Annotated in this window: 15 protein-coding genes; 1 reads left to right on the forward strand and 14 read right to left on the reverse strand. The window is 61.2% G+C overall.

Features of this window, described 5'->3' with window-relative positions:
* Nucleotides 1-80: 80 nt before the first annotated feature.
* The 12 genes from IDH44_RS02135 to IDH44_RS02190 form a co-directional block, all read right to left on the reverse strand.
* Complete coding sequence (locus IDH44_RS02135) at nucleotides 81-1,832, reverse strand: sensor histidine kinase (protein WP_190914219.1); 1,752 nt, start codon at nucleotides 1,830-1,832, stop codon at nucleotides 81-83.
* Nucleotides 1,833-1,837: 5 nt separating this feature from the next.
* Nucleotides 1,838-2,584, reverse strand: coding sequence for a response regulator transcription factor (locus IDH44_RS02140; RefSeq protein ID WP_190914221.1), 747 nt, complete (start codon nucleotides 2,582-2,584; stop codon nucleotides 1,838-1,840).
* Nucleotides 2,585-3,631: 1,047 nt separating this feature from the next.
* Complete coding sequence (locus tag IDH44_RS02145) at nucleotides 3,632-4,063, reverse strand: cupin domain-containing protein (RefSeq protein ID WP_190914223.1); 432 nt, start codon at nucleotides 4,061-4,063, stop codon at nucleotides 3,632-3,634.
* A gap of 33 nt (nucleotides 4,064-4,096) precedes the next feature.
* Nucleotides 4,097-4,993 (reverse strand): fumarylacetoacetate hydrolase family protein, encoded by an 897-nt coding sequence (locus IDH44_RS02150; RefSeq protein WP_190914225.1) that lies wholly within the window; start codon nucleotides 4,991-4,993, stop codon nucleotides 4,097-4,099.
* Nucleotides 4,990-5,829: a creatininase family protein gene (locus IDH44_RS02155; protein ID WP_190914227.1), complete on the reverse strand. Its 840-nt coding sequence runs from the start codon at nucleotides 5,827-5,829 to the stop codon at nucleotides 4,990-4,992. Before IDH44_RS02155 ends, IDH44_RS02150 begins: the two co-directional genes overlap by 4 nt.
* A 7-nt stretch (nucleotides 5,830-5,836) precedes the next feature.
* Nucleotides 5,837-7,045 carry an amidase gene (locus tag IDH44_RS02160; protein ID WP_190914228.1) on the reverse strand — a complete coding sequence of 403 codons (1,209 nt, stop codon included), beginning with the start codon at nucleotides 7,043-7,045 and terminating at the stop codon, nucleotides 5,837-5,839.
* 68 nt (nucleotides 7,046-7,113) lie between these two features.
* Entirely contained in the window at nucleotides 7,114-7,890 is a 777-nt protein-coding gene (locus IDH44_RS02165; RefSeq protein ID WP_190914230.1) for a cysteine hydrolase family protein, read from the reverse strand.
* Nucleotides 7,891-7,933: 43 nt separating this feature from the next.
* A complete protein-coding gene (locus IDH44_RS02170; RefSeq protein WP_190914232.1) occupies nucleotides 7,934-9,238 on the reverse strand; it encodes an NtaA/DmoA family FMN-dependent monooxygenase in 1,305 nt (434 codons plus the stop codon).
* Nucleotides 9,239-9,423: 185 nt separating this feature from the next.
* Nucleotides 9,424-10,449 (reverse strand): aromatic ring-hydroxylating dioxygenase subunit alpha, encoded by a 1,026-nt coding sequence (locus tag IDH44_RS02175; RefSeq protein ID WP_190914234.1) that lies wholly within the window; start codon nucleotides 10,447-10,449, stop codon nucleotides 9,424-9,426.
* 43 nt (nucleotides 10,450-10,492) lie between these two features.
* Nucleotides 10,493-11,677, reverse strand: coding sequence for an ABC transporter substrate-binding protein (locus IDH44_RS02180; RefSeq protein WP_190914236.1), 1,185 nt, complete (start codon nucleotides 11,675-11,677; stop codon nucleotides 10,493-10,495).
* A gap of 223 nt (nucleotides 11,678-11,900) precedes the next feature.
* Nucleotides 11,901-12,758 (reverse strand): ABC transporter permease, encoded by an 858-nt coding sequence (locus IDH44_RS02185; protein ID WP_190914239.1) that lies wholly within the window; start codon nucleotides 12,756-12,758, stop codon nucleotides 11,901-11,903.
* A gap of 1 nt (nucleotide 12,759) precedes the next feature.
* The gene (locus tag IDH44_RS02190) at nucleotides 12,760-13,539 is read right to left on the reverse strand and encodes an ABC transporter ATP-binding protein (RefSeq protein WP_190914241.1); all 780 of its coding nucleotides are present in this window, start codon (nucleotides 13,537-13,539) and stop codon (nucleotides 12,760-12,762) included.
* A gap of 244 nt (nucleotides 13,540-13,783) precedes the next feature.
* Here IDH44_RS02190 and IDH44_RS02195 point away from each other — a divergent pair, with 244 nt between their 5' ends.
* Nucleotides 13,784-15,433, forward strand: a complete 1,650-nt coding sequence (locus IDH44_RS02195; RefSeq protein ID WP_190914243.1) for a PucR family transcriptional regulator — start codon at nucleotides 13,784-13,786, stop codon at nucleotides 15,431-15,433.
* 566 nt (nucleotides 15,434-15,999) lie between these two features.
* On the opposite strand, the gene IDH44_RS02200 is transcribed toward IDH44_RS02195, so the two are convergent.
* Nucleotides 16,000-17,292 carry a TetR family transcriptional regulator gene (locus tag IDH44_RS02200; protein ID WP_190914245.1) on the reverse strand — a complete coding sequence of 431 codons (1,293 nt, stop codon included), beginning with the start codon at nucleotides 17,290-17,292 and terminating at the stop codon, nucleotides 16,000-16,002.
* A 28-nt stretch (nucleotides 17,293-17,320) separates the two neighbouring features.
* Complete coding sequence (locus IDH44_RS02205) at nucleotides 17,321-18,526, reverse strand: ABC transporter substrate-binding protein (RefSeq protein ID WP_190914247.1); 1,206 nt, start codon at nucleotides 18,524-18,526, stop codon at nucleotides 17,321-17,323.
* Between the last annotated feature and the right edge of the window lie 29 nt (nucleotides 18,527-18,555).

Here is an 18,555-nt window from a genome sequence, read left to right on the forward strand (position 1 = left end):
CGCTTCAGGTATTGAGAAATATACGGAGCAGCAATGATTTTGTCAGGTTTGAGAAGGTGTTCCGACGACGACCGGATGGGTTACCGGTCTTCCGACTTGTTCAGTGGCAGCTTGAGGAGCGTCTCCGTGCCTCCCCCCGCCCTGGCGCGGATCGTTACGCCATAAGCCGGTCCGTACAGCAACTGCATCCGCTCTTTAATATTGTGAATGCCGATGCTGTTGAGTCCCTTTTTTTTGTTCGGCAGGACACCGGAATGGGCCTGATTGTTGATGACCTGCATCAGCTCCTCCGGCATTCCCCGCCCGTTGTCCTTCACCGCCAGCTGCAAGCCGTCCGCCACAACCTCGGCCAAGACCTCGATTCTGCCTTGCTCGCGCTCGGATAGGCCGTGGAAGATCGCATTTTCCACCAGCGGCTGCAGGACGAGCTTGGGCACCCTGCAATCCGGCAGCTGCGGATCCACCAGCATTGTGAATGTGAAGGTATCGCCGTAACGCACTTTTTGGATCTGCACGAAGGCCTCCAGCACCATCAATTCTTCCCGCAAGCTGATCAGCTCTTCTTTTTTGTCGATGCTGAAGGTGAGCAGCAGAATCAACGAGCGGATCGTCTCGTCCACCTCGCGCGCGCGGTTCTGCTTCGCCAGACTCCCGATGCATACCAGCGTATTGTAGAGGAAATGCGGCCTGATCTGGCTCAGCAGCATTTTCAGCTCGTTTTTTCGCCGGCGCGCTTCCATGGCCTGCCGCTCCTCTAGCAAATGATGAATGCGCTGCATCAGATAGGAGAAGCTGCGGGATAGCCGGCCGATCTCGTCCTTGCGTTCCAGCGGGCGAATCTTCAGGCGCAGCCGTTCGTCATCGATGCGGTCCATCTGCAGCGCCAGCCGCTTGATCGGTCTTGTAAACGACCTGCTGAGCACATAGGTGAGCACAAGCAGCAAAACAAACCAGAGCGAAGAGAATCTCAGGGCGTCCCATACCAGCTCATTCATTTTTTGATGAAAAATCGCTTCGTCCGTCATCGAAATCACATACCAGCCGAGCTGGTTTTGCCTGTTTTTGATCACCATGAGATGAAGGGAGGCAGCCTGCATGCGTTTCAAGCCGGTCGGCATGTCAATCAATTGCGCAACCACGGCATCGTGCAAGTGATACGGATTTTTTTGATTGCGATAAATGTCCAATTCGCCGCTCTGATCAAAGGCGACCACGTTACCCTGACCGGTGAGCACGGCGAAGGATTGGCCCGTTTGCAGCATAAAGCTGCTGATTTTCCGCGTGAGCAGCTCCATGTCCACCTCCAGGATGATCACGCCCGCGGTCTGGCCCCCCCGGTCCTTCATGGGCAGGGAGAAGGCCACGGTCTGGCCCACCTGGATCGGCGAGTAATAGGGCTCGGACCAATTCACGCCGCCATAGTTGTCTGTGGCAATGTGAACCAGCTTGGCGAGCTGCGGGTGCCCGACAATATCGTACAAAAATTGGTCGCTGGAGAGGATCCGCTCGTCTGCGGTAATGATGAACAGGCTGCCGATCAGCGAGCTGCTCGTCTGCTTCACTTGCTTCAGCAAGGCGCCGGCCCGGACAGGGTCCATCTCCAGCAATTCGGTCATGCGGGACGTCGAGAACAACACCTCTGTAATATGCTGCAAATACAAATCGAGGTATTGTCCCGTTCGGTCCGTATGCAGCCGCATATCCTCGGACTTCTGCTCATACAAGGCTTCCCGCGCGCTGGACAGATTATTGTAGAGCAGCCCTCCCAGCAGCACAGTGCCGAGGATCGTGATGGACAGGAACAATTGGGCAAACATGCTTCTGAACCGCATCGCGCTCAACCCCTGAATACCCTTGGATTCATGCCGTAATGTTTCGTGAAGCACTCGGTAAAGTAACGGTAATTGGGAATGCCGACCATCTCCGAAATTTCGTAAATCTTCAAGCTCGTCTGTCGCAGCAGCTCCGCGGCCCGTTCCATCCGCTTGCGCTTGACGTAATCCTGGTAGTAGTCGCCCGTCACTTTGTGAAAAAGCTTGCCAAAGTAATTGCTGCTGAGTCCGACGTGTGCGGCAATGTACTGCACCTGCAGCGAGCTGCCCAAATGGTCGTCGATGTATTGGATCGCCTGCTCAATCTCGTACCGGTAGTCCGGATGCTGCTCGGCGGACGGGCTGGCCAAGGCCGCCGCGGTCGCATGGAGCGCTCGCTCCTTGACGAGGCGCGACCGCGCTTTGTCCAGCACGATCCAAAATTCCTCCTCCCTGTACATGCCCTTCACCAAATAATCGCAGGCGCCGAGCGATACGGCCTCCCTGGCATAATCAAAATCGCTGTAACACGTCAGCAGGATACATTGGATATTCGGCTTCGATTCCTTCAAGCTTCGAATCAGCTCCAAACCATTCATCACGGGCATGGCGATATCCGTGATCAAGATATCGATCGGATCGCTCAGGCAACGCTTATAGGCTTCTTTTCCGTTCCTGGATTCGCCGGCCAAATGAAATTGATGTTCCTCCCAAGGCAGCGCCTTCAAGCCCTCCCGGATTGGAAGCTCATCATCTACAACCAATACCTTCATATCTATATCCACCACTAACCCCACCACCTCCTGTAAGCGCTTAACCAAAATTGTATACGATTCACACCTCGGATCCTAGTCAGTCCTCCAGCCAAAATGTCAGAAAATCAGCGCACACAAGGCGAAACGGCTACCGCCGTCCTTTTGCGGCGCAAGTTTCGTTCAGAAAATACACGCCTGCGCGCATCGTGTACGTATGCTTCGTCGGCTTGTCTTGCGCATCCGAAAAACCTGCTCTGTACAGACGCCCAGAATCAGGAAAAGTTTCGCGTTCAGGAAGTTCCGCAGCTATGAATTCCCTTTCGCCATCAAACGTTCATCCCAACGATTTCGTTTCGACCGAGACGACCGTCTAACGGGCGCCAGCAACCTGGAGTTGGCGACTCGGGTCGCCTACGTATCGTTAATTACGGTGTTTACGTTGACAAGCTGGGCGAATTTAGCGACTTGGGTGGAATCATGGGCCTAGCCGATGTTGGTTACTTCGACGATTGGGGCGGCTTGGGCGAGCTGAGCGAATTTAGCAACTTTAGCGGCCTGGGCGACCTGAGCGACCTGAGCGACTTGGGCGGCCTTAGCGGCTTCGATGCCTTAGCGCCTTCGGCGCTCCCGGCAGCTCTGGCTATGCTCCGGTCACCGCCGGCCGCGAGAGCCGCAGAAATGCCAAGACGCCCCCCGCATCGGGAGACGTCGTCTCGTGTGCATGCTGTGTTTGAACACAGCGTGTATGAAAGCCCTTGCCCAGCTTTGCGATTCCTCCGGCGGTGCATCCCGCTCTCGCTCATGCCGCTGTCATGCTGATCGGCATTCCCGGGCGCCGGATTGGTCCGCCCAGCCTACTCGCCCGACCTGCTCACACAGCCCGCTCGCTCGCGGCTCGCACATCCGATTCGGCTTCGCTTGCGGCCTTCTCGCGCGGCGTATTGCCCTCCCCCCGCCCTACTTACTCAGGCCTCGCACGCCGCCGGTCTCGCGCACCGCTATCGGCCGACGCGCGCCTCTGTCCGCTCGTCTTCGACCTCGTCGCCAGGACGCAGGCCTCCGTCCTTACGCTCCGCCCAGCCCGCGCAGGAACGCCAGGTCGTCTTCGTCGAGGCTGGCGACCGGGCCGGACTTGATCAGGTCGGAGAACTTCTCGTCCGGCGCCATCACCGTCAGGCAGTACAGCTTGCCTTCGCCGGTGTTGAGGATGTCGTGGTGATTGCCCGGCGGCACGATGATGAACGAGCCTGTTCGGATGTCGGTCTCGTAATCGCCGACAATGGCACGGCCCTCTCCCTTGAGCACATAGAAGTACTCGTGCGCGACCTCATGCTCGTTGGACGGCGTGCGGCCGCCCACGTCGAATATCTCGATGAACGAGGTGAACGGCACCTGCGTGCGGTCGCACAGCAGGACGAACTTGTTCGTATCCGCGGCGGCGATCTTGTACACCGGACAATCCTCCAAGTGTCCGGCTACCAATCCCGTTATCGTCATTGCCTCATTCCCCCTCTGCTAGTCATCCCCTCATCATCCCCTCGCTAATAATGTAGGCACACTCTGCGGCACGACCGGATTGACCAATGCCCGGAAGCCCGTCATCCGGCACTCCGTACGGTCGCCGCTGCGCAGCGGCACCGAGCCTGGCGCCCCGGTCATGATGATATCGCCCGGCAGCAGCGTCATCATGCGGGAGAAGTACGCGACGATCAGCGCCGGGCTGTACACCATATGGGCCACTGTGCCGCTGTGCACGACCTGCCCGTTGAGCACCGTCTCGACCGCTATGCCGCGAAGCTCCGCGATCTCGTCCGGCGTCACCAGCTCCGGCCCGAAGCTGAAGAAGGTGTCGAACACCTTGGAACGCTGCAGGAAGCGTGGATTGCGGGCGTGAATGTCCTGGCACGTCATGTCCAGCGTCGGTGTGAAGCCGGCCACCGCCTCCAGCGCGTCGGCTTCCGATACATCCTTGCATGCGCGTCCGATCACGATGCCCAGCTCCGCTTCCGAGGTGACGTGCTCGGCCGATGCGGCTGGCAGCACGATCGCGTCCCCCGGCCCGATCAGGCTCGTGTCCGGCTTCATGAAGCAGATCGGCTCCGCTTCGGGCGGCGCCGAATTCAGATCCACCGCCTTCTGCGCATAATTCATGCCGATGCCCCAGATCTTGCGGGGATGGCGATACAACGGCGCGAAGTCGACCGCCTCGGCCTCCACCCCCGGCAGCGTCTCCAGTTGCTTGCGCCCGCCCGCCCGGTACCAGTCGCGCAACCGATCGAATTCTCCGGTCTGCAGCAGCGTGTAGCAATCGCTGCTCCAGCTCTTGCCGGCGGCGCGATTGATCGCCTCGATCGGCACGAAGCGGCCGCCATCGGCAAGCGCCGCCGTCTCCAGCCCGCCGCCATCACGCAAGGTCACCAGTCTCATCTGCGCTCCCCCTCTCCAGGAGCGCCCGGCGCAGGCTTCACCTGACCGACCTCGAAGCGGCACAGCTCGCCCATCGCCTCGCCGAGCATGGCCGCAATACGGGACTGGATGATCCGCCCCTTCTCTGCTGTGGCCTTGGTGGCGTCGCCGGCGATGCCGGTGTCCGAGATGTCGGACATGCGCCAGGCGAAGCGGATCTTGCCCTCCAGCGTGAGATACTTGTACTTCGCCATATCCGGCACCTCGCAAGGCAATTCCTCCGTCCGCACCCAGTCCGGCTTGACGCTCATGACGATCGAGGTCTCGTAGTCGCCGCCGTGGATGCCGTACTCCAGCTCCTCCTGCCCCATCAGATCGCTTGCCGCATCCAGATTGCCGGGGAACAGGTAGAAGACCGTCAGCCCCGTCCGGATGCGGATCTCGCGCGCCGCTACATTGAGCAGGTCGACATTGCCGCCGTGCGTATTGAACAGCAGCAGTCTGCGAAAGCCGCTCCTCGCTACGCTCTCCGCAATATCGAGCACGACCGCATGCAGCGTTTCGGCCGACAGCGAGATCGTGCCCGCCCAGCCGATGTGCTCGTTGCTCTTGCCGTACGGCACCGGCGGCAGCAGCCAGACCTGCTGATCGGGGTCCAGCCCCTCCAGCGCCTGCGTGAGCGTCGCTTCGCCGATCAGCGTATCCGTGTAGACCGGCAGATGCGGGCCGTGCTGCTCGACCGCGCCGATCGGCAGAATGACGAGCGCCTCCTCCTTGGGCAGCGCCGCGATCTGCGTGCTCGACAGCCGCGGGAGGAAGCGCGACTCCCAGGCTGCGCCTTCGTTTCTTCTATACATCGTTGCCTCACCCCGTTCCTATCGTAGTTGCAGCATTGCGCGCGAAATGCTCCGCCCAGGCCAGCAGCCGCATGTCGCAATGCGGCCCGGCGATAATCGACAGCCCCAGCGGGCATCCGTCCAGCGCCGCGGCCGGCAGCGTAATCTGCGGCAAGCCCGGCAGCCCGGCGATGCATCCAAGCCGCATCGTCCGCATCCGCCGCTCCTCAACCGCTTCGCCTGCCAGTCCGAGCGGCGGCGCTGCGCCCGGCGCGGTCGGCACGATCAGCAGTCCGTCATCGCCGAGCAGATCGGTCATATATTCGCGCACCTCCTGTGCGACGATGCGCTGCGTCTGGGCATCGTCAGCCGGCACGGTGGACGCCCAGGCGAACCGCGCCGCCACGTCCGGCGCGAAGCGCGGCGACGACGACGTGATCCACTGACCGTGCGCCTGCCAGATCTCATAGCCCTGAATCGTGCGGAACGCCTGCATCCACACCGGCAGGCCCTCCGGCGCGACTGTGAGCGTCTCGTGGCGAAGCGTCGTATCGCGAATGAGGTTCAGCATCGGGGTCAGCGCCTCCCGCGCCGCCGCATCGGCAAGCGCCCACGCATCCTCCGCGATCAGGATGCGATGAAAGCCGAATCCGCCCAGCGAGCGCTGCGGCTTGTCCGGCTCGCCCAGCAGCGCGCCGCCGACCTGCAGCAGCGTGCGGGCGTCCCGCGCCAGCCAGCCGACCGTATCGAAGCTCGGCGCCAGCGGCACGACGCCCGACATCGGCACCGCGCCGTGCGACGGGCGCATGCCATAGAGTCCGCAATAGGCGGCAGGCACGCGTGTCGAGCCGGCCGTGTCCGTACCGAGCGCAAAGTCCGCCAGCCCCGACGCGACCGCAACAGCCGAACCGCTCGAGGAGCCGCCGGGGATGCGCCCCGGCGCGCCGGGATTGACCGGTGTACCGTAATGCGCGTTCTCTCCGTTCAGGCCGAACATCAGCTCGTCGGTGTGCGCCGCACCGATTAGCCGCGCACCTGCGGCGAGCAGGCGGCGCAGCGCTGCAGCGTGATCTTGCGCAGGCGCGCTTTCGGCCAGCCAGTCCGGATTGCCGGCTCCGCTGCGGTGTCCGGCGATGTCGTATACATCCTTCACGACGCACGCGAGCCCGCTCAGCTCGCCCTTCCCCGCCGGCTCTGCCTGCAGCTCGCGCATGATGCAATTCCAGCGATCTTCCATACCCTGCCCCTCCTTTCTGCGTGGCCGATCGTTCTGTCGTTTCCGGACAGCCGGCCCTCTCTTGCGCGTTATGACGAAGCAGTGTCCGGTGCGTTCATTTGCCGGAGCAATTCTCCGGCATCCGTAACGAAGCCGTAGCATTGCTTGATATTATAAAGTGTTGCCGCTGTGCAATAGTCCGGCGAACTCGTCGCGCAGCAATCCTCCAGCAGCACCACATCGTAGCCGAGACAAGCGGCGTCCTGCAGCGTATGCATGACGCACTGATCCAGATTGACGCCGGCGAACAGCACTGTACGGATGCCGAGATTGCGGAGAATGCTGTCCAGCGGCGTATCCCAAAAGCCGCTCATCCGGTACTTGTCCACCGCGATGTCCTGCGGCTCCGGGCGCAGCTCGTCGATCAGCGCCGCGCCCCAGCTGCCCTTCTCCAGCACCCGCGAGCCGGTCGGCGGCAGCTGCGAGCCGATGCCGCGGCTCGCGCCGTCCGGATTGTACACGTGGAGCACCGAGGGCGGCAGGTTGTGCCGGTCCTCCCGATTGCCCCAATTGAGCCAGACGACCGGCACGTCCGCCTGCCGCAGCTCGGGCAGCAGCCGCTGCAGCGGCGCTGCCGGAGCGAGCAGCGGGGACGTATCGACGCCGATCGAGCCGAGCCACCCGTCCGGGTGGCAGAAGTCATTCTGCATATCCACGACGACGACGGCCGTATGCGCCAAATCGAGTACGAGGCGCTGCGGCTGTGCGTCGACCGCGATCGATTGCGCAGGCTGCGGCACGCGACGCAGATCGACCGTCGCCTCCGATACCTGCCAGTGATTGTTGCGGCTTCCCAGTCTGTGCATCGCCATCTCCCTCCCGTTCACGCCGGCACGTTTTTGCTACAGGTTAGTATTCCATCAAGTTGTCACGCAGCGTAGTGCCGTTGTAGACGGTGCGCATCAAGCCGCGCTGCTGCAGGAGCGGCACGACCGTATCTACGAATTCCTGCATGTAGGCGCGCTCGTGCACGTTGACGCGGATGACGAAGCCGTCGCCGCCCACCGTCTCCATGATGTGCTGCATCTGATCGGCCACCTGCTCCGGCGTGCCGGTGATGCCGCCCTTGTTGCCGGCGGCCTCCTGCTTGGCGACCTCGCGCAGCGTCGGCTTGCGCCCGGCGGTGTAGAAGCGCGACAGCGTCGTCTGGCCGCCCTTGATCTGCCGCTCGTCGATCTGCGGCAGCGGCTCGTCCAGGTTGAACTGCGACAGGTCGTAGTTCATCCGCGAGGAGAGCGCCGCCAAGGCGGTGAAGATCGCCGATTCCGGCGGGTCCTCGAGCGCCGCCAGCTTGCGCTGCACGTCAGCCTCGGTCTGCCCGAGCACCGGCTTGACGATGAAGAACACCTTGAATTGCGCCGGGTCGCGGCCCTGGTCGGCGACGCGCTGCTTCATCTCCTCGTAGTACGCCTTCATATCGTCGAGATAGTGTGCGCCGACGATGACGGCATCAGCCCAGCGGGCGGCGAACGTCTTGCCGCGCTCGGAGGAGCCAGCCTGGATGATCGTCGGCCGTCCCTGCGGCGACGACACGACATTGAGCGGACCGCGGCTCTTGAAGTAGCGGCCCTCGTGATGGATCGGCTTCACCTTGTCCGGATCGGCGAACACGCCGCCGGCCCGGTCCATCTGCACCGCATCCGGCGCCCAGCTGCCCCACAGCTTGAAGCACAGCTCCAGGTACTCATCGGCGATGTCGTAGCGCGCGTCATGCTCCGGCTGCTCGACCCCGAAGTTGAGGAAGCCGGCGATATTGCCGGTCGTGACGACGTTCCAGGCGACCCGGCCCTTCGTGAGATGATCGAGCGAGGCGGTCTGGCGCGCCTGCAGATACGGCGGCGTCAGCATCGTCGAGACCGTAGTGCCGACGCCGAGGTGGTTCGTCGCCGCCGCCACCATCGAGCAGAGCAGCGTCGCATCGTGATTGATGCCGTTGAGGCCGTGCTTGATATAATTGTCAATCGAGTCGCCAAAGGACGAGGTGATGCCCAGATGATCGGCGAACAAGGCGAAGTCGAACATGCCGCGCTCGCAGATGCGGGCCATCTCCTGGTACATATCCGGTCCGCGCCAGTCGCCTTCGGTCGCATCCTGCGCGTCCCAGCCGATCGGTCCGTATTCGGTGAACCAGCCGAGGTGAATTTTTTTCGTCATCGGGCTCGCTTCCTTTCCATTCATTCGCAGTTGGGGCTCGTGAAAATCGCCTCCGTGCCCGAAATGCGCTTCCGACGGCTGTTTCTCTCGAATTCTTTTGAATGGCCCTTTCAGGTGATGAAATCCGAGAGAAAAGGCGGGCGCTTCGCTTCTCCAGCGCAATTTCGGTCTCTCCGGCCCCCACTTCACCCCAACCGCTCAGTCACTTCCGTTTCGCCGCGCTCCTTGAGCAGGGCCATCAGCATTTTGCGCATCTGGATGCCCGGGGAGTCGGAGAGCATGTGGTTCTCCAGCTTTTTGGTGAGGTCGATGGAGACGTCGTACTCGGTCGTCTCCAGCACCTCCATATCTTCGTCGACAACGGCGCGGTCGAAGGCAATGACCTTCTCCGCCGGCACGTCCGCCTCGGTATCGTTGCGGTAGACGAACTGCACGAGCTGGCAGCTCTTGTCGTCGATCGGCGTCGCGCAGGTGACGATGGAATGGATCAGCCCCGTCGGGTAGGTGATGTTGGTCTGCCGGATGAACGGCATGAACCACTCGCTGAGCTGCTTGCGCACGGTCGTCTCCTCGCTCATGTTGAGCGCGCCGACCTTCTGGTTGAGCTTGTTGTGCACCGGGATTTCCATATACGCCTCGAAGCCGTAGTCCTTCGTCGTAATCGTCACCTTCGGCGGAATCGGGCTGTCCATATTGCCGAAGGTGTTCTTGTGCACGAAGTTGACATGCGCCACGTCGAACGAATTCTCCATCAGACGCATCGCCGCGCAATGAATGACCTCGTAGAATTCCTCGACCTTGCGGAAGCTCGGGTCGCTCGAATATCGGAATTCGGGAATGCCGGTCAGCGGCTCCTCCAGCGCGACCCAGACGTAGCCGTAGCGCTCCTCGCAGCGGTAGCCCTGGATCTTGTACACCTTGGGCGGGTCCTCCAGCTCCGATTGCGGGAACCAGGTGCACTTGCCGTTGCGGTCGAACGTCCAGCCGTGATACGGGCAGACGATGCAGCCCTCGCGCAGCCAGCCCTTGGACAGCTTGGAGGTGCGGTGGCAGCAGCGGTCGATGGCCGCCGCCGGACGTCCTTCGTCGTCAATCCACAATACGATATCCTGACCCATCAGCTTGAAGTTGCGCGGTCCATCCTGCAGGGCTTCAATCGGCACGACGGGGTAATAAAAGGCTCTAAGGGCCGGTTGCTTGGTCTGTAGCATGGTCGTGTTCCTCCTTGTAGTACCGGGATAAGGGAGGGCCGGATTATTCCGGCCAGATCAGCTGGTCGCCATCGTAGATTGCCGAGATGTAGGCATCGTCCGCGACGTCGTCAACGGTCACATCGGTCGTGATGACGCCGCCATCCTTCAGCATGTCGATCTCGAACTGCCATTGCTCCGGTGTGAAGTAGCCGAGTCCATGCCCTTCGTACTGCGCTTCTTTGGCCAGCCCGGTCTCTACCATGAGACGGTTCGTCTCCACATCAAAATCGAAGTTGCCCTCGGCCCGCTTCTGCAGGATTTCAATCGTTTCCTCCGGATTGGCCAGAATCCACTCGTGCGCCTTCATGATCGCACGCAGGAAATCCTCGACTGCCGTCGGATGCTCCGCCGCAAAATCGCCGTTGGCGACCATGACCCCGAAGGAGCCCTCAATGCCGTATGATTCCGGATCGAGCAGCCGCACCTCGAAGCCTTGACGTTCCATCGCAGCAGGCTCGTTGGACTTGAAGACCGTGATCGCGTCGACATCGCCCGTATTCAGGATCGTCGGGTCGAAACCGACCGACACTTGATTGATCTTCGACACATCGGCGCCGCCTGCCTCGAACATCGCCAGATAGTTGGCGCTCATCGCGCCCTTGTAGCCGACCGTCTTGCCTTCCAGATCTTTGACCTCGTGAATGTCCGAATCCTCCATGACCATGATCGCGCCGAGCCCGACCGGGGCCATGACGGATACGCCCTTGATCTCGGCGCCGTTGGAGACCGCCTGGACGAGCACGCTGCCCGATCCGGCATGCGCCATCTGCAGCTGGCCGGCAGCCAGGAACTTCATGCCGTCGCCGTCCAGTCCCGGCTGCACGTTCACATCCAGCCCCAACTCTTCGAAGAATCCCATCTCGTCCGCCACCCACGCGTTGACGTTGGCAACCGAAGCCGAATATTGGAAGCTCGTCATGAAGTTGATCTCGCCGGCTTCCTGATTGGCCGCCTTGCGCGCTTCCCAGTCGATGCCTTGCGCATCGTCCGCATCGCTTGCTGCATTGCTGTCTGCATCGCCCGTTCCGGCTTGCTCCGCATTCGCCTCCTGATTCGTCTCGGAAGCCGCAGCATTCGGCTCACCAGCTCCGGACTCCGCGCCGTTGTTGCCGCTGCCGCATGCGGCCAACAGCAGTACCAGCATTCCGACCACAAGCAACAAGCTAACCGGCTTTAATTTTTTCATAGTAAATTCCTCCTAATATGTTTTAATTTTACATATAGTCCAATGCGGGTACCGCTGCAGGGTTAGGCCCCTGCCCGGCACTGCCTCGCGTTCCCGCATGTCCTTCCTGACGATTGCGGTCTATCGCATGTTTTGCCATGCGCATGCTTTATGCTTGGCATTTAAGCGGCGCACGCCGACAACTATCGCCATCGGCCAGTGTGTCAACCCGGCGCCGCTCTTTCTACTCGGCGCTGTGCCAGTGCAGCAGCTTGCGCTCGGCGAGCCGCACCAGGCTCGTCAGTCCGATGCCCATGATCGCCAGCAGGAAGATCGCGGCGAACGTGCGCTCCATCTGCATGTAATTGCTCGACACCATGATCACGTTGCCGAGCCCCTTGCTGGCGCCGCTCATCTCGCCGACGACAGCGCCGATGACGCTCATGCTCATGCATGTACGGGCCGCAGATAGTATGAACGGCAGGCTGTTGGGCAGCCGCAGCTTCAGGAAGATCTCGAAGCGGCTCGCATGCAGCGACTTCAGGTACTCGTGATTGTTGTCGTCAATCGCGCGAAAGCCGGTAATCGAGTTGATCAGCATCGGAAAAAATGCGCAAATCGCGGAAATCAGCACCTTCGGCAGCGCGCCGAAGCCGAACCAGATGATGAAGAGCGGCGCGATCGCCACAATCGGCGTCACATTCGCCATCACCGCCACCGGGAGCAGCGCTCGCTCGAGCAGCCGCGATTGCGACATCAGCACGCCCAGCAGCAGCGCCGCCGCCATGCCGAGCATGAAGCCCAGCACCGCCTCGTAGAAGGTCAGCCAGATATGCGGCAGATAGAAGCTGAATTCGCCGAACAATTCGCCGAAGATGCCCGAAGGCGCCGGCAGAATGACAAGCTTGATGTCCAGCAGCCAGATGAGCGCCTCCCAGAGCACGAAGATCAGGACGAAGGTCAGCAGCGGCGGCAGCAGATTGAAGCCGGTTCGTTTCAGTCGGGAATCGAAGCGATCCTCGGGCAGCTTGATCCGTGTTGCCGCCGGTTGCTTGGCCTGACTTGCCTGCACGCTGCCGCTTTTTGGAATGGATGGATTCATGTTACGCCTCCCACCTTTCGCGCAGGCTCTCCCGCAGCCGCACGACGTACTGGTAAAACTCCGGCGACTCGATGATCTTCTCGCCCCGCGGCCGCGGCAGGTCGATGTCGACCACCCGCGAGATTCGTCCCGGCCGGCTCGACATGATGACGACCTGATCGGACAGATACACCGCCTCCTGGATGTTGTGCGTGACGAAGATGACGGTTTTTTTGTGCTGCTCCCAGATGCGGACGAGCTGGTGCATCAGCACCTCGCGCGTAATCTCGTCGAGCGCGGAGAACGGCTCGTCCATCAGCAGGATCGGCGCCCCCGAAGCAAACGCCCGGACGATCCCGACACGCTGCCGCATGCCGCCGGAGAGCTCCTTGGGATACGCATGCAGGAAATCGCCGAGCCCGACCGCCTGCAGCAGCTCGATCGGGTCCGCCTCATCCTCCGCCAGATCGGTGCGGCTGCGCTTGTTCACCTCACGCGGCAGGTTCATATTTTGCAATACCGTGCGCCACGGAAACAGCGCCGGCGCCTGCGGCACAAATCCGAACTGCTTGTCCGCCTGCATCTCCTGCGGCGAACGGCCGCCCACCTTGATGCCGCCTTCCTCCGCCTTCATCAAGCCCCCAATGATCCGCAATAGCGTCGATTTGCCGCAGCCGCTCGGACCGATGAAGCTGACGAAGGAGCCTTTGGCGATGTTCAGATCGACGCTGCTCAGCGCCTCGGTCCATTGTCCGCGGCGGACGAATCGCTTGCTGAGGTTCGAGATCGAAATGTATGACACGTTGCCGCCCCCTTCCCAGATATATCCGCCTTGCCGGCGTGAATGCCGTGTCTGCAATATGCGATTAATCTTGTAAATTACGTGAATTTATTTCACATGGATTGATTCTAATTTAAATTCGATATACGATTAAGTCAACTAAATTAACGAATGTTTGTAAAAATTCATAATCAGAATGTTCGTAATTGTAGAAAAAACAAAGGTATATGTCATGTATATGTAAACTATTTGCGAGGTGAAGGCGATGAATTTAACAGTAGAGGAAGCCTTGTCCATCTTTCCGTTTTCCAAAGCGAAGCTCATTGCCGGCGAAGAAGGACGCGCACGCACAATTCGGGCGATCAACACAATGGATGCACCCGATGTGGCGAACTGGATCAAGCCCGGCGAGCTGTTGCTGACGACCGCCTACGCAGTCAAAGACGCGCCGGACGAACTGCTTGAGCTGCTCAAAAAGCTGCACGAGCGCGACGCTGCGGGTATCGGCATCAAGCTCGGGCGCTACTGGTCGCAAATTCCGCAGCTCGTGCTGGACGAGGCGAATCGGCTGCAATTCCCCGTGCTGGAGCTGCCTTACGAATTCGCTTTTTCCGAGCAAATGAACGCCCTTTTTCACGCGGAATACGAAAAAAGCACAAAAAAGCTGCACGACGCGCTGGAAAAGCAGATGCGGCTCGTCCGCTTCACGCTGCATACCCATGACTTCTCCGACCCGTTCCAGACGATCTCGGATATTCTCGGACACAGCATCGTCGTGTTCAGCTCGAAGGGTCAGATTCTGTTCAACAATTCGGATTGGCCCGAGGTGCAGCTGACGCGGCAATGGCCGTGGACGCCCGTTTTTCACAAGGAGCGCACACAGCATGGCTGGTTCTGCCGCATTCCGCTCATGAAGGAGCAGGAATGCTACGGCTTCTTGCTTGTCATTCCGAACGAGGGCGGCATCCATGCCGACGAGGAAGGGCTGTACCACCAGGCCGCCGAGGTGCTGTGCTATCATATGGACCTGATGCAAGACGGCCAGCACACCGTGCTCAGTTATCAGTGGAGCGTCATCACGGAGCGCTATCTGAAGGGGAGCTTGTCGCGCGAGAGCTTCGTGGAGCAGGCGCACGCGCTCGGCTCGCAGCTGCTGAACGGACCGAGCGTGTGCGTGCTGCTCGTGCCGGCTGCGCTGCCGGAGACGGAGGCGGCCCCGTACATTGCCGAGTGGCTGCGCGAGCTGCGCCGCGAGATCAGCTATCATCCGATCCTCGGGACGCTGCCCGGTCATCACGTGGAGATCGACGACAACCTGCTGTACGTCTTCAAGGCGCAGGAGGCCGGGCCCGGGTACGAGGCGTTCGCCGGGCTGCTCGTCACTTGCTTCAATGAAGTCGTCTCCTCGCTCGGTCGTAAGGAAGCCCGTTGCTATATCAGCAAGCCCAAGCATGACATTTCCAGCATCCGGGAAGCCTACGGAGAGTGTCTGGAAGCACAGCGCATCAGCCGCTATCTGGAGGACGACAAGCCGGTCATACTGTTCGCCAATCTGGAGTTCTCGTATCTCTTCTCCTATATACCGGAAGAGGCCAAGCTCAAGTATTGCCGCAATCTGCTTCAGCCGCTGCTGCAGCGCGACGAGGAACACATCGCCGACGCCTTCGTCACGCTGGAGACGTTCTTCGCCTGCGAGGGGCAGATCAACGAAGCGGCGAAGCAGTTGTTCATTCACCGCAATACGATGCAATACCGGCTGGAGAAGCTCGGCGAACTGCTCGGACTTGACCTTCGCAAGCTCAGCGATGTCATGAAGCTGAAGATGATGCTCATGTTCAAGGATCTCATTTTTCCTAAAGCGAGCCGGCTGGCGCCAATTCCAGGGAAGGAACACACCCCGCCGCGCGAAAAGTAACCCTCACAACAAAGCGAGCTCGTCCCCCTGTCGGCGCCATGGCGAGCTCACGCCACTTGTCGGCGCCCTATAACGAGCGCGTATCTCTTGTATCTCTTGTATCTCTTGACGGCACGACAAGCTTTGTTTTGAGAAGGTCCCTCATATGCAGATGCCAGACGCGCTACCGACGCGCTACCACATCATCACCATACGCCATGCCAACTAACTGTAGAAGTACAGTTAAATTGCGCCGATAAAGGCTTAATCTAACTGCAAACTGCAAAAATACAGTTATATGGTGTCAAAATCGGCGATATTGCCGTTTTCGGCTAATATAACTGTACTTTTGCAGTTAAATTCCCATTTTCCGGCCAGGCTGAGATCTGCCTCATTCGCGGCCATCGTCGCAAGCAATGCAAGCCGAACCGGCCCAGCAGACCTACACACCTTCCTGCCGCGATCCGGCCAGCCGGCTCGGTCACCGACCGCTTGCGCCAGCGCACCGCATTCTCTGCCGAACCTACCAACTCGGTAGAGCCGCGACCGCTCTCAATGGCGCGCCAAAGCCGCCGGCACAGGACGGCTCAGCGAAAGCCTGCAAGCAGGCGTGCGAAGCGCCGCGCATAAAGCTGCAGCGTCTGACCGGGCACGCGCGCAGCGGCATAAGCGCCCATCCGATTAAATGCTTCTTCCATAGCACGCTGGGCACTATCCCCTGCCGGGCTCGTACCAAGCGTCCAGATGCCGACACAGCGGCTCGCCTCGACGTCTTCATCCCGGCTTAATCGGTCAAGCAGCGCGACGACCTGCATCGGCAACTCGCCGTGAACCGTCGAAGCCAGCACAAGCAGCGGCGCGCCCTCTTCCAGCGCGATCCGCTCTTCCTCCTGCCGGGCCGCCACATCATCACCCCGCGCAGCCAACGCCTCGCTTCGACGTGATGCGATCGCCTCGCTTCGCCCCGCAGCGGCATCGCTCTTCCGCTGCCGCGTCGCATCATCGCCGCTCCGCCGCTGCGCCGGTGCGCCGCCGCCTGCTGCGGTGTCGGCATCGCCGGTCTCGGCATCGCCGGTCGTCCCATAAGGCTCCATCTGATCCAGCCCCACCGCTGTGCGCCCGGTGCTATGGAGCACCGCATCCAGCACCGCGTCCGCTTCGCGAATCGCCTCAGGGCCGGCATCATGCGCCCGCACGACGAGCAGCCGCTCCATGCCCGCAGTCGCCGCGCGCGCGGACAGCTGAGGCTGCGGCAGTACCCCGTGCAGGCTCTGCCGCACGATCTGCGCGGCGATCTCCTGCTGAATCGCTGACGCGCTGCCCTCGTGCCCCGCCATGTCCTGCAGATAACCTTCACTCCGGTAATAGAAGTGCTCCATCATACCCCATAGCGTATGCAAGAACACCGGCACATTCATATCCTGGAGGATCGCCCCCTGCGCCTGCCAGCGGCGCAGGGCCTGCCGCACCGTCTCGAAGTGCGTCGCCCAGCTCGGCGGCGCATAGCGGCCGAGCAGCTCGCCGCCCTCCAGCGCGCCCCACGTGATAATATGGAACAAGTTCGGCATCGCGCAGCGGATGCGGTAATGCGTCTCAACGTAGCGGCGGATCAACTCCTCCGGCTCTATCTCATCCCAGGCAATGCCCCCAATCGCCCGCTCCCATTGCGCGAAAAGACGCGTCAGCACTGCTTCGTACAGTCCCTCCTTGGACTGGAAATAATAATGAATCAGCGCCTGGTTCACCCCCGCCTGCGCAGCGATCTCGTTCACGCGCGCTCCGGCGTAGCTGTTGCCGGCAAATTGCGCCTCCGCCGCGTCGAGAATGCGCGTCTGCACCTCGCGCTTGTCCGCCTTGTCCATGCTTCTTCTTCCCGCCACTGCTGGTCCCTCCTAGCCGAAGCCCCCGCTACGAAGCCGGCCAGATCAGCTGCTCGCCCGCATAGATGGCTTCGATGTACGTATTCGTCATGACCGCCTCAGCGGCCAGCGGCTCTTCGATAATCCGCGCGTCCCGGAGCATCTCGATCTCCCGCTCCCACTGCCCCGCAGTATGCCAGCCGTAGCCGTACCCGGCATGCCGGGCAGTCTCGACCAGTTGCTGCTCGATCGACCAGCGGTTGAGCTCATTGTCCTTATCATACCCGTTCTCCGAGCGCTTGGCGAGCACGGCGAGCGCCTCCTTCGGATGATCGGCCGCATAGGCATGGGCCTTCATCACCGCACGCAGGAAATCCTCGACGGCCGTCGGATGGGCCGCTGCAAACGCCTCGTTGGCGGCGATGACGCCAAAGGATGTCTCCGCGCCGTACGCGCCCGGATCGAGAAGCCGCACCTCATATCCGGCCTGCTCCATCAGATACGGCTCGTTCGACTTGTACACCGTCAGCGCATCCACCTTGCCTGCTGCCAGGATCGTCGGGTCGTAGCCCACCGAGACACTCTCAACCTCGTCTGCGCCGACGCCGGCATGCTCCAGCATGGCCAAAAAATTGGCCGGCAATGCTCCATGGTAGCCAAGCACCCTGCCCTTGAGATCAGCCGCCGTCTCGATTCCCGAGTCGGCCATAACCATCAACGCGCTGATCCCGGTCGCCGAGAAGGTCGCCACGCCGCGAATCGGCGAACCGGCCGCCACCGACTGGATGATCGCTGACGGCGTGCCGGATGCCGCGAGCTGCAATTGGCCTGCCGCCAGCAGCTTGATCCCGTCGGACTCCAGCCCCGGCTGAATGTCCACCTCAAGCCCCATCTCCTCGAAATATCCGAGCTCGTCCGCCAGCACCGCCTGGATATCCGGCGGCGAAGCGGTGTAATAATAGCCGGTCATATAGTGAAGGGTACCCGCCTCCCGATTGTGCGCCCGGCGCGTCTCCCAGTCGATCTGGTCTGCTCCCGTCTCATCCGCCGCCTCAATCATTGGAGCCGCGGACTCCACCTCTGCAGCATCCTGTGAAGTCGTACTGCCGCCAGCAGCTGCCGTACGGGATGGCTGCGGGCTTTCGGACAGGCCGGCTTCATTCGCCGGCTTGTCCACGGCTCCACATGCCGCCAGCAGCACCAGCCCTCCCGTCAACAGCAGTCCTGCCGCCCACCGCTTCGCTCGTCTCTTCATCCTGTGCGTCCTCCTCGTTCATTCATCAC

Origin of the sequence: Paenibacillus sabuli, from assembly GCF_014705605.1 — a bacterium.
In the GTDB taxonomy this organism is placed as follows: domain Bacteria; phylum Bacillota; class Bacilli; order Paenibacillales; family Paenibacillaceae; genus Paenibacillus_D; species Paenibacillus_D sabuli.

Bases quoted from the DNA above. Each gene is read 5' to 3' on its own strand.
- IDH44_RS02205 (WP_190914247.1), bottom strand. From the start codon at position 18,526: ATGAAGAGACGAGCGAAGCGGTGGGCGGCAGGACTGCTGTTGACGGGA.
- IDH44_RS02155 (WP_190914227.1), bottom strand. From the start codon at position 5,829: ATGTATAGAAGAAACGAAGGCGCAGCCTGGGAGTCGCGCTTCCTCCCG.
- IDH44_RS02180 (WP_190914236.1), bottom strand. From the start codon at position 11,677: ATGAAAAAATTAAAGCCGGTTAGCTTGTTGCTTGTGGTCGGAATGCTG.
- IDH44_RS02185 (WP_190914239.1), bottom strand. From the start codon at position 12,758: ATGAATCCATCCATTCCAAAAAGCGGCAGCGTGCAGGCAAGTCAGGCC.
- IDH44_RS02140 (WP_190914221.1), bottom strand. From the start codon at position 2,584: ATGAAGGTATTGGTTGTAGATGATGAGCTTCCAATCCGGGAGGGCTTG.
- IDH44_RS02175 (WP_190914234.1), bottom strand. From the start codon at position 10,449: ATGCTACAGACCAAGCAACCGGCCCTTAGAGCCTTTTATTACCCCGTC.
- IDH44_RS02135 (WP_190914219.1), bottom strand. From the start codon at position 1,832: ATGCGGTTCAGAAGCATGTTTGCCCAATTGTTCCTGTCCATCACGATC.
- IDH44_RS02160 (WP_190914228.1), bottom strand. From the start codon at position 7,045: ATGGAAGATCGCTGGAATTGCATCATGCGCGAGCTGCAGGCAGAGCCG.
- IDH44_RS02145 (WP_190914223.1), bottom strand. From the start codon at position 4,063: ATGACGATAACGGGATTGGTAGCCGGACACTTGGAGGATTGTCCGGTG.
- IDH44_RS02170 (WP_190914232.1), bottom strand. From the start codon at position 9,238: ATGACGAAAAAAATTCACCTCGGCTGGTTCACCGAATACGGACCGATC.
- IDH44_RS02150 (WP_190914225.1), bottom strand. From the start codon at position 4,993: ATGAGACTGGTGACCTTGCGTGATGGCGGCGGGCTGGAGACGGCGGCG.
- IDH44_RS02165 (WP_190914230.1), bottom strand. From the start codon at position 7,890: ATGCACAGACTGGGAAGCCGCAACAATCACTGGCAGGTATCGGAGGCG.
- IDH44_RS02195 (WP_190914243.1), top strand. From the start codon at position 13,784: ATGAATTTAACAGTAGAGGAAGCCTTGTCCATCTTTCCGTTTTCCAAA.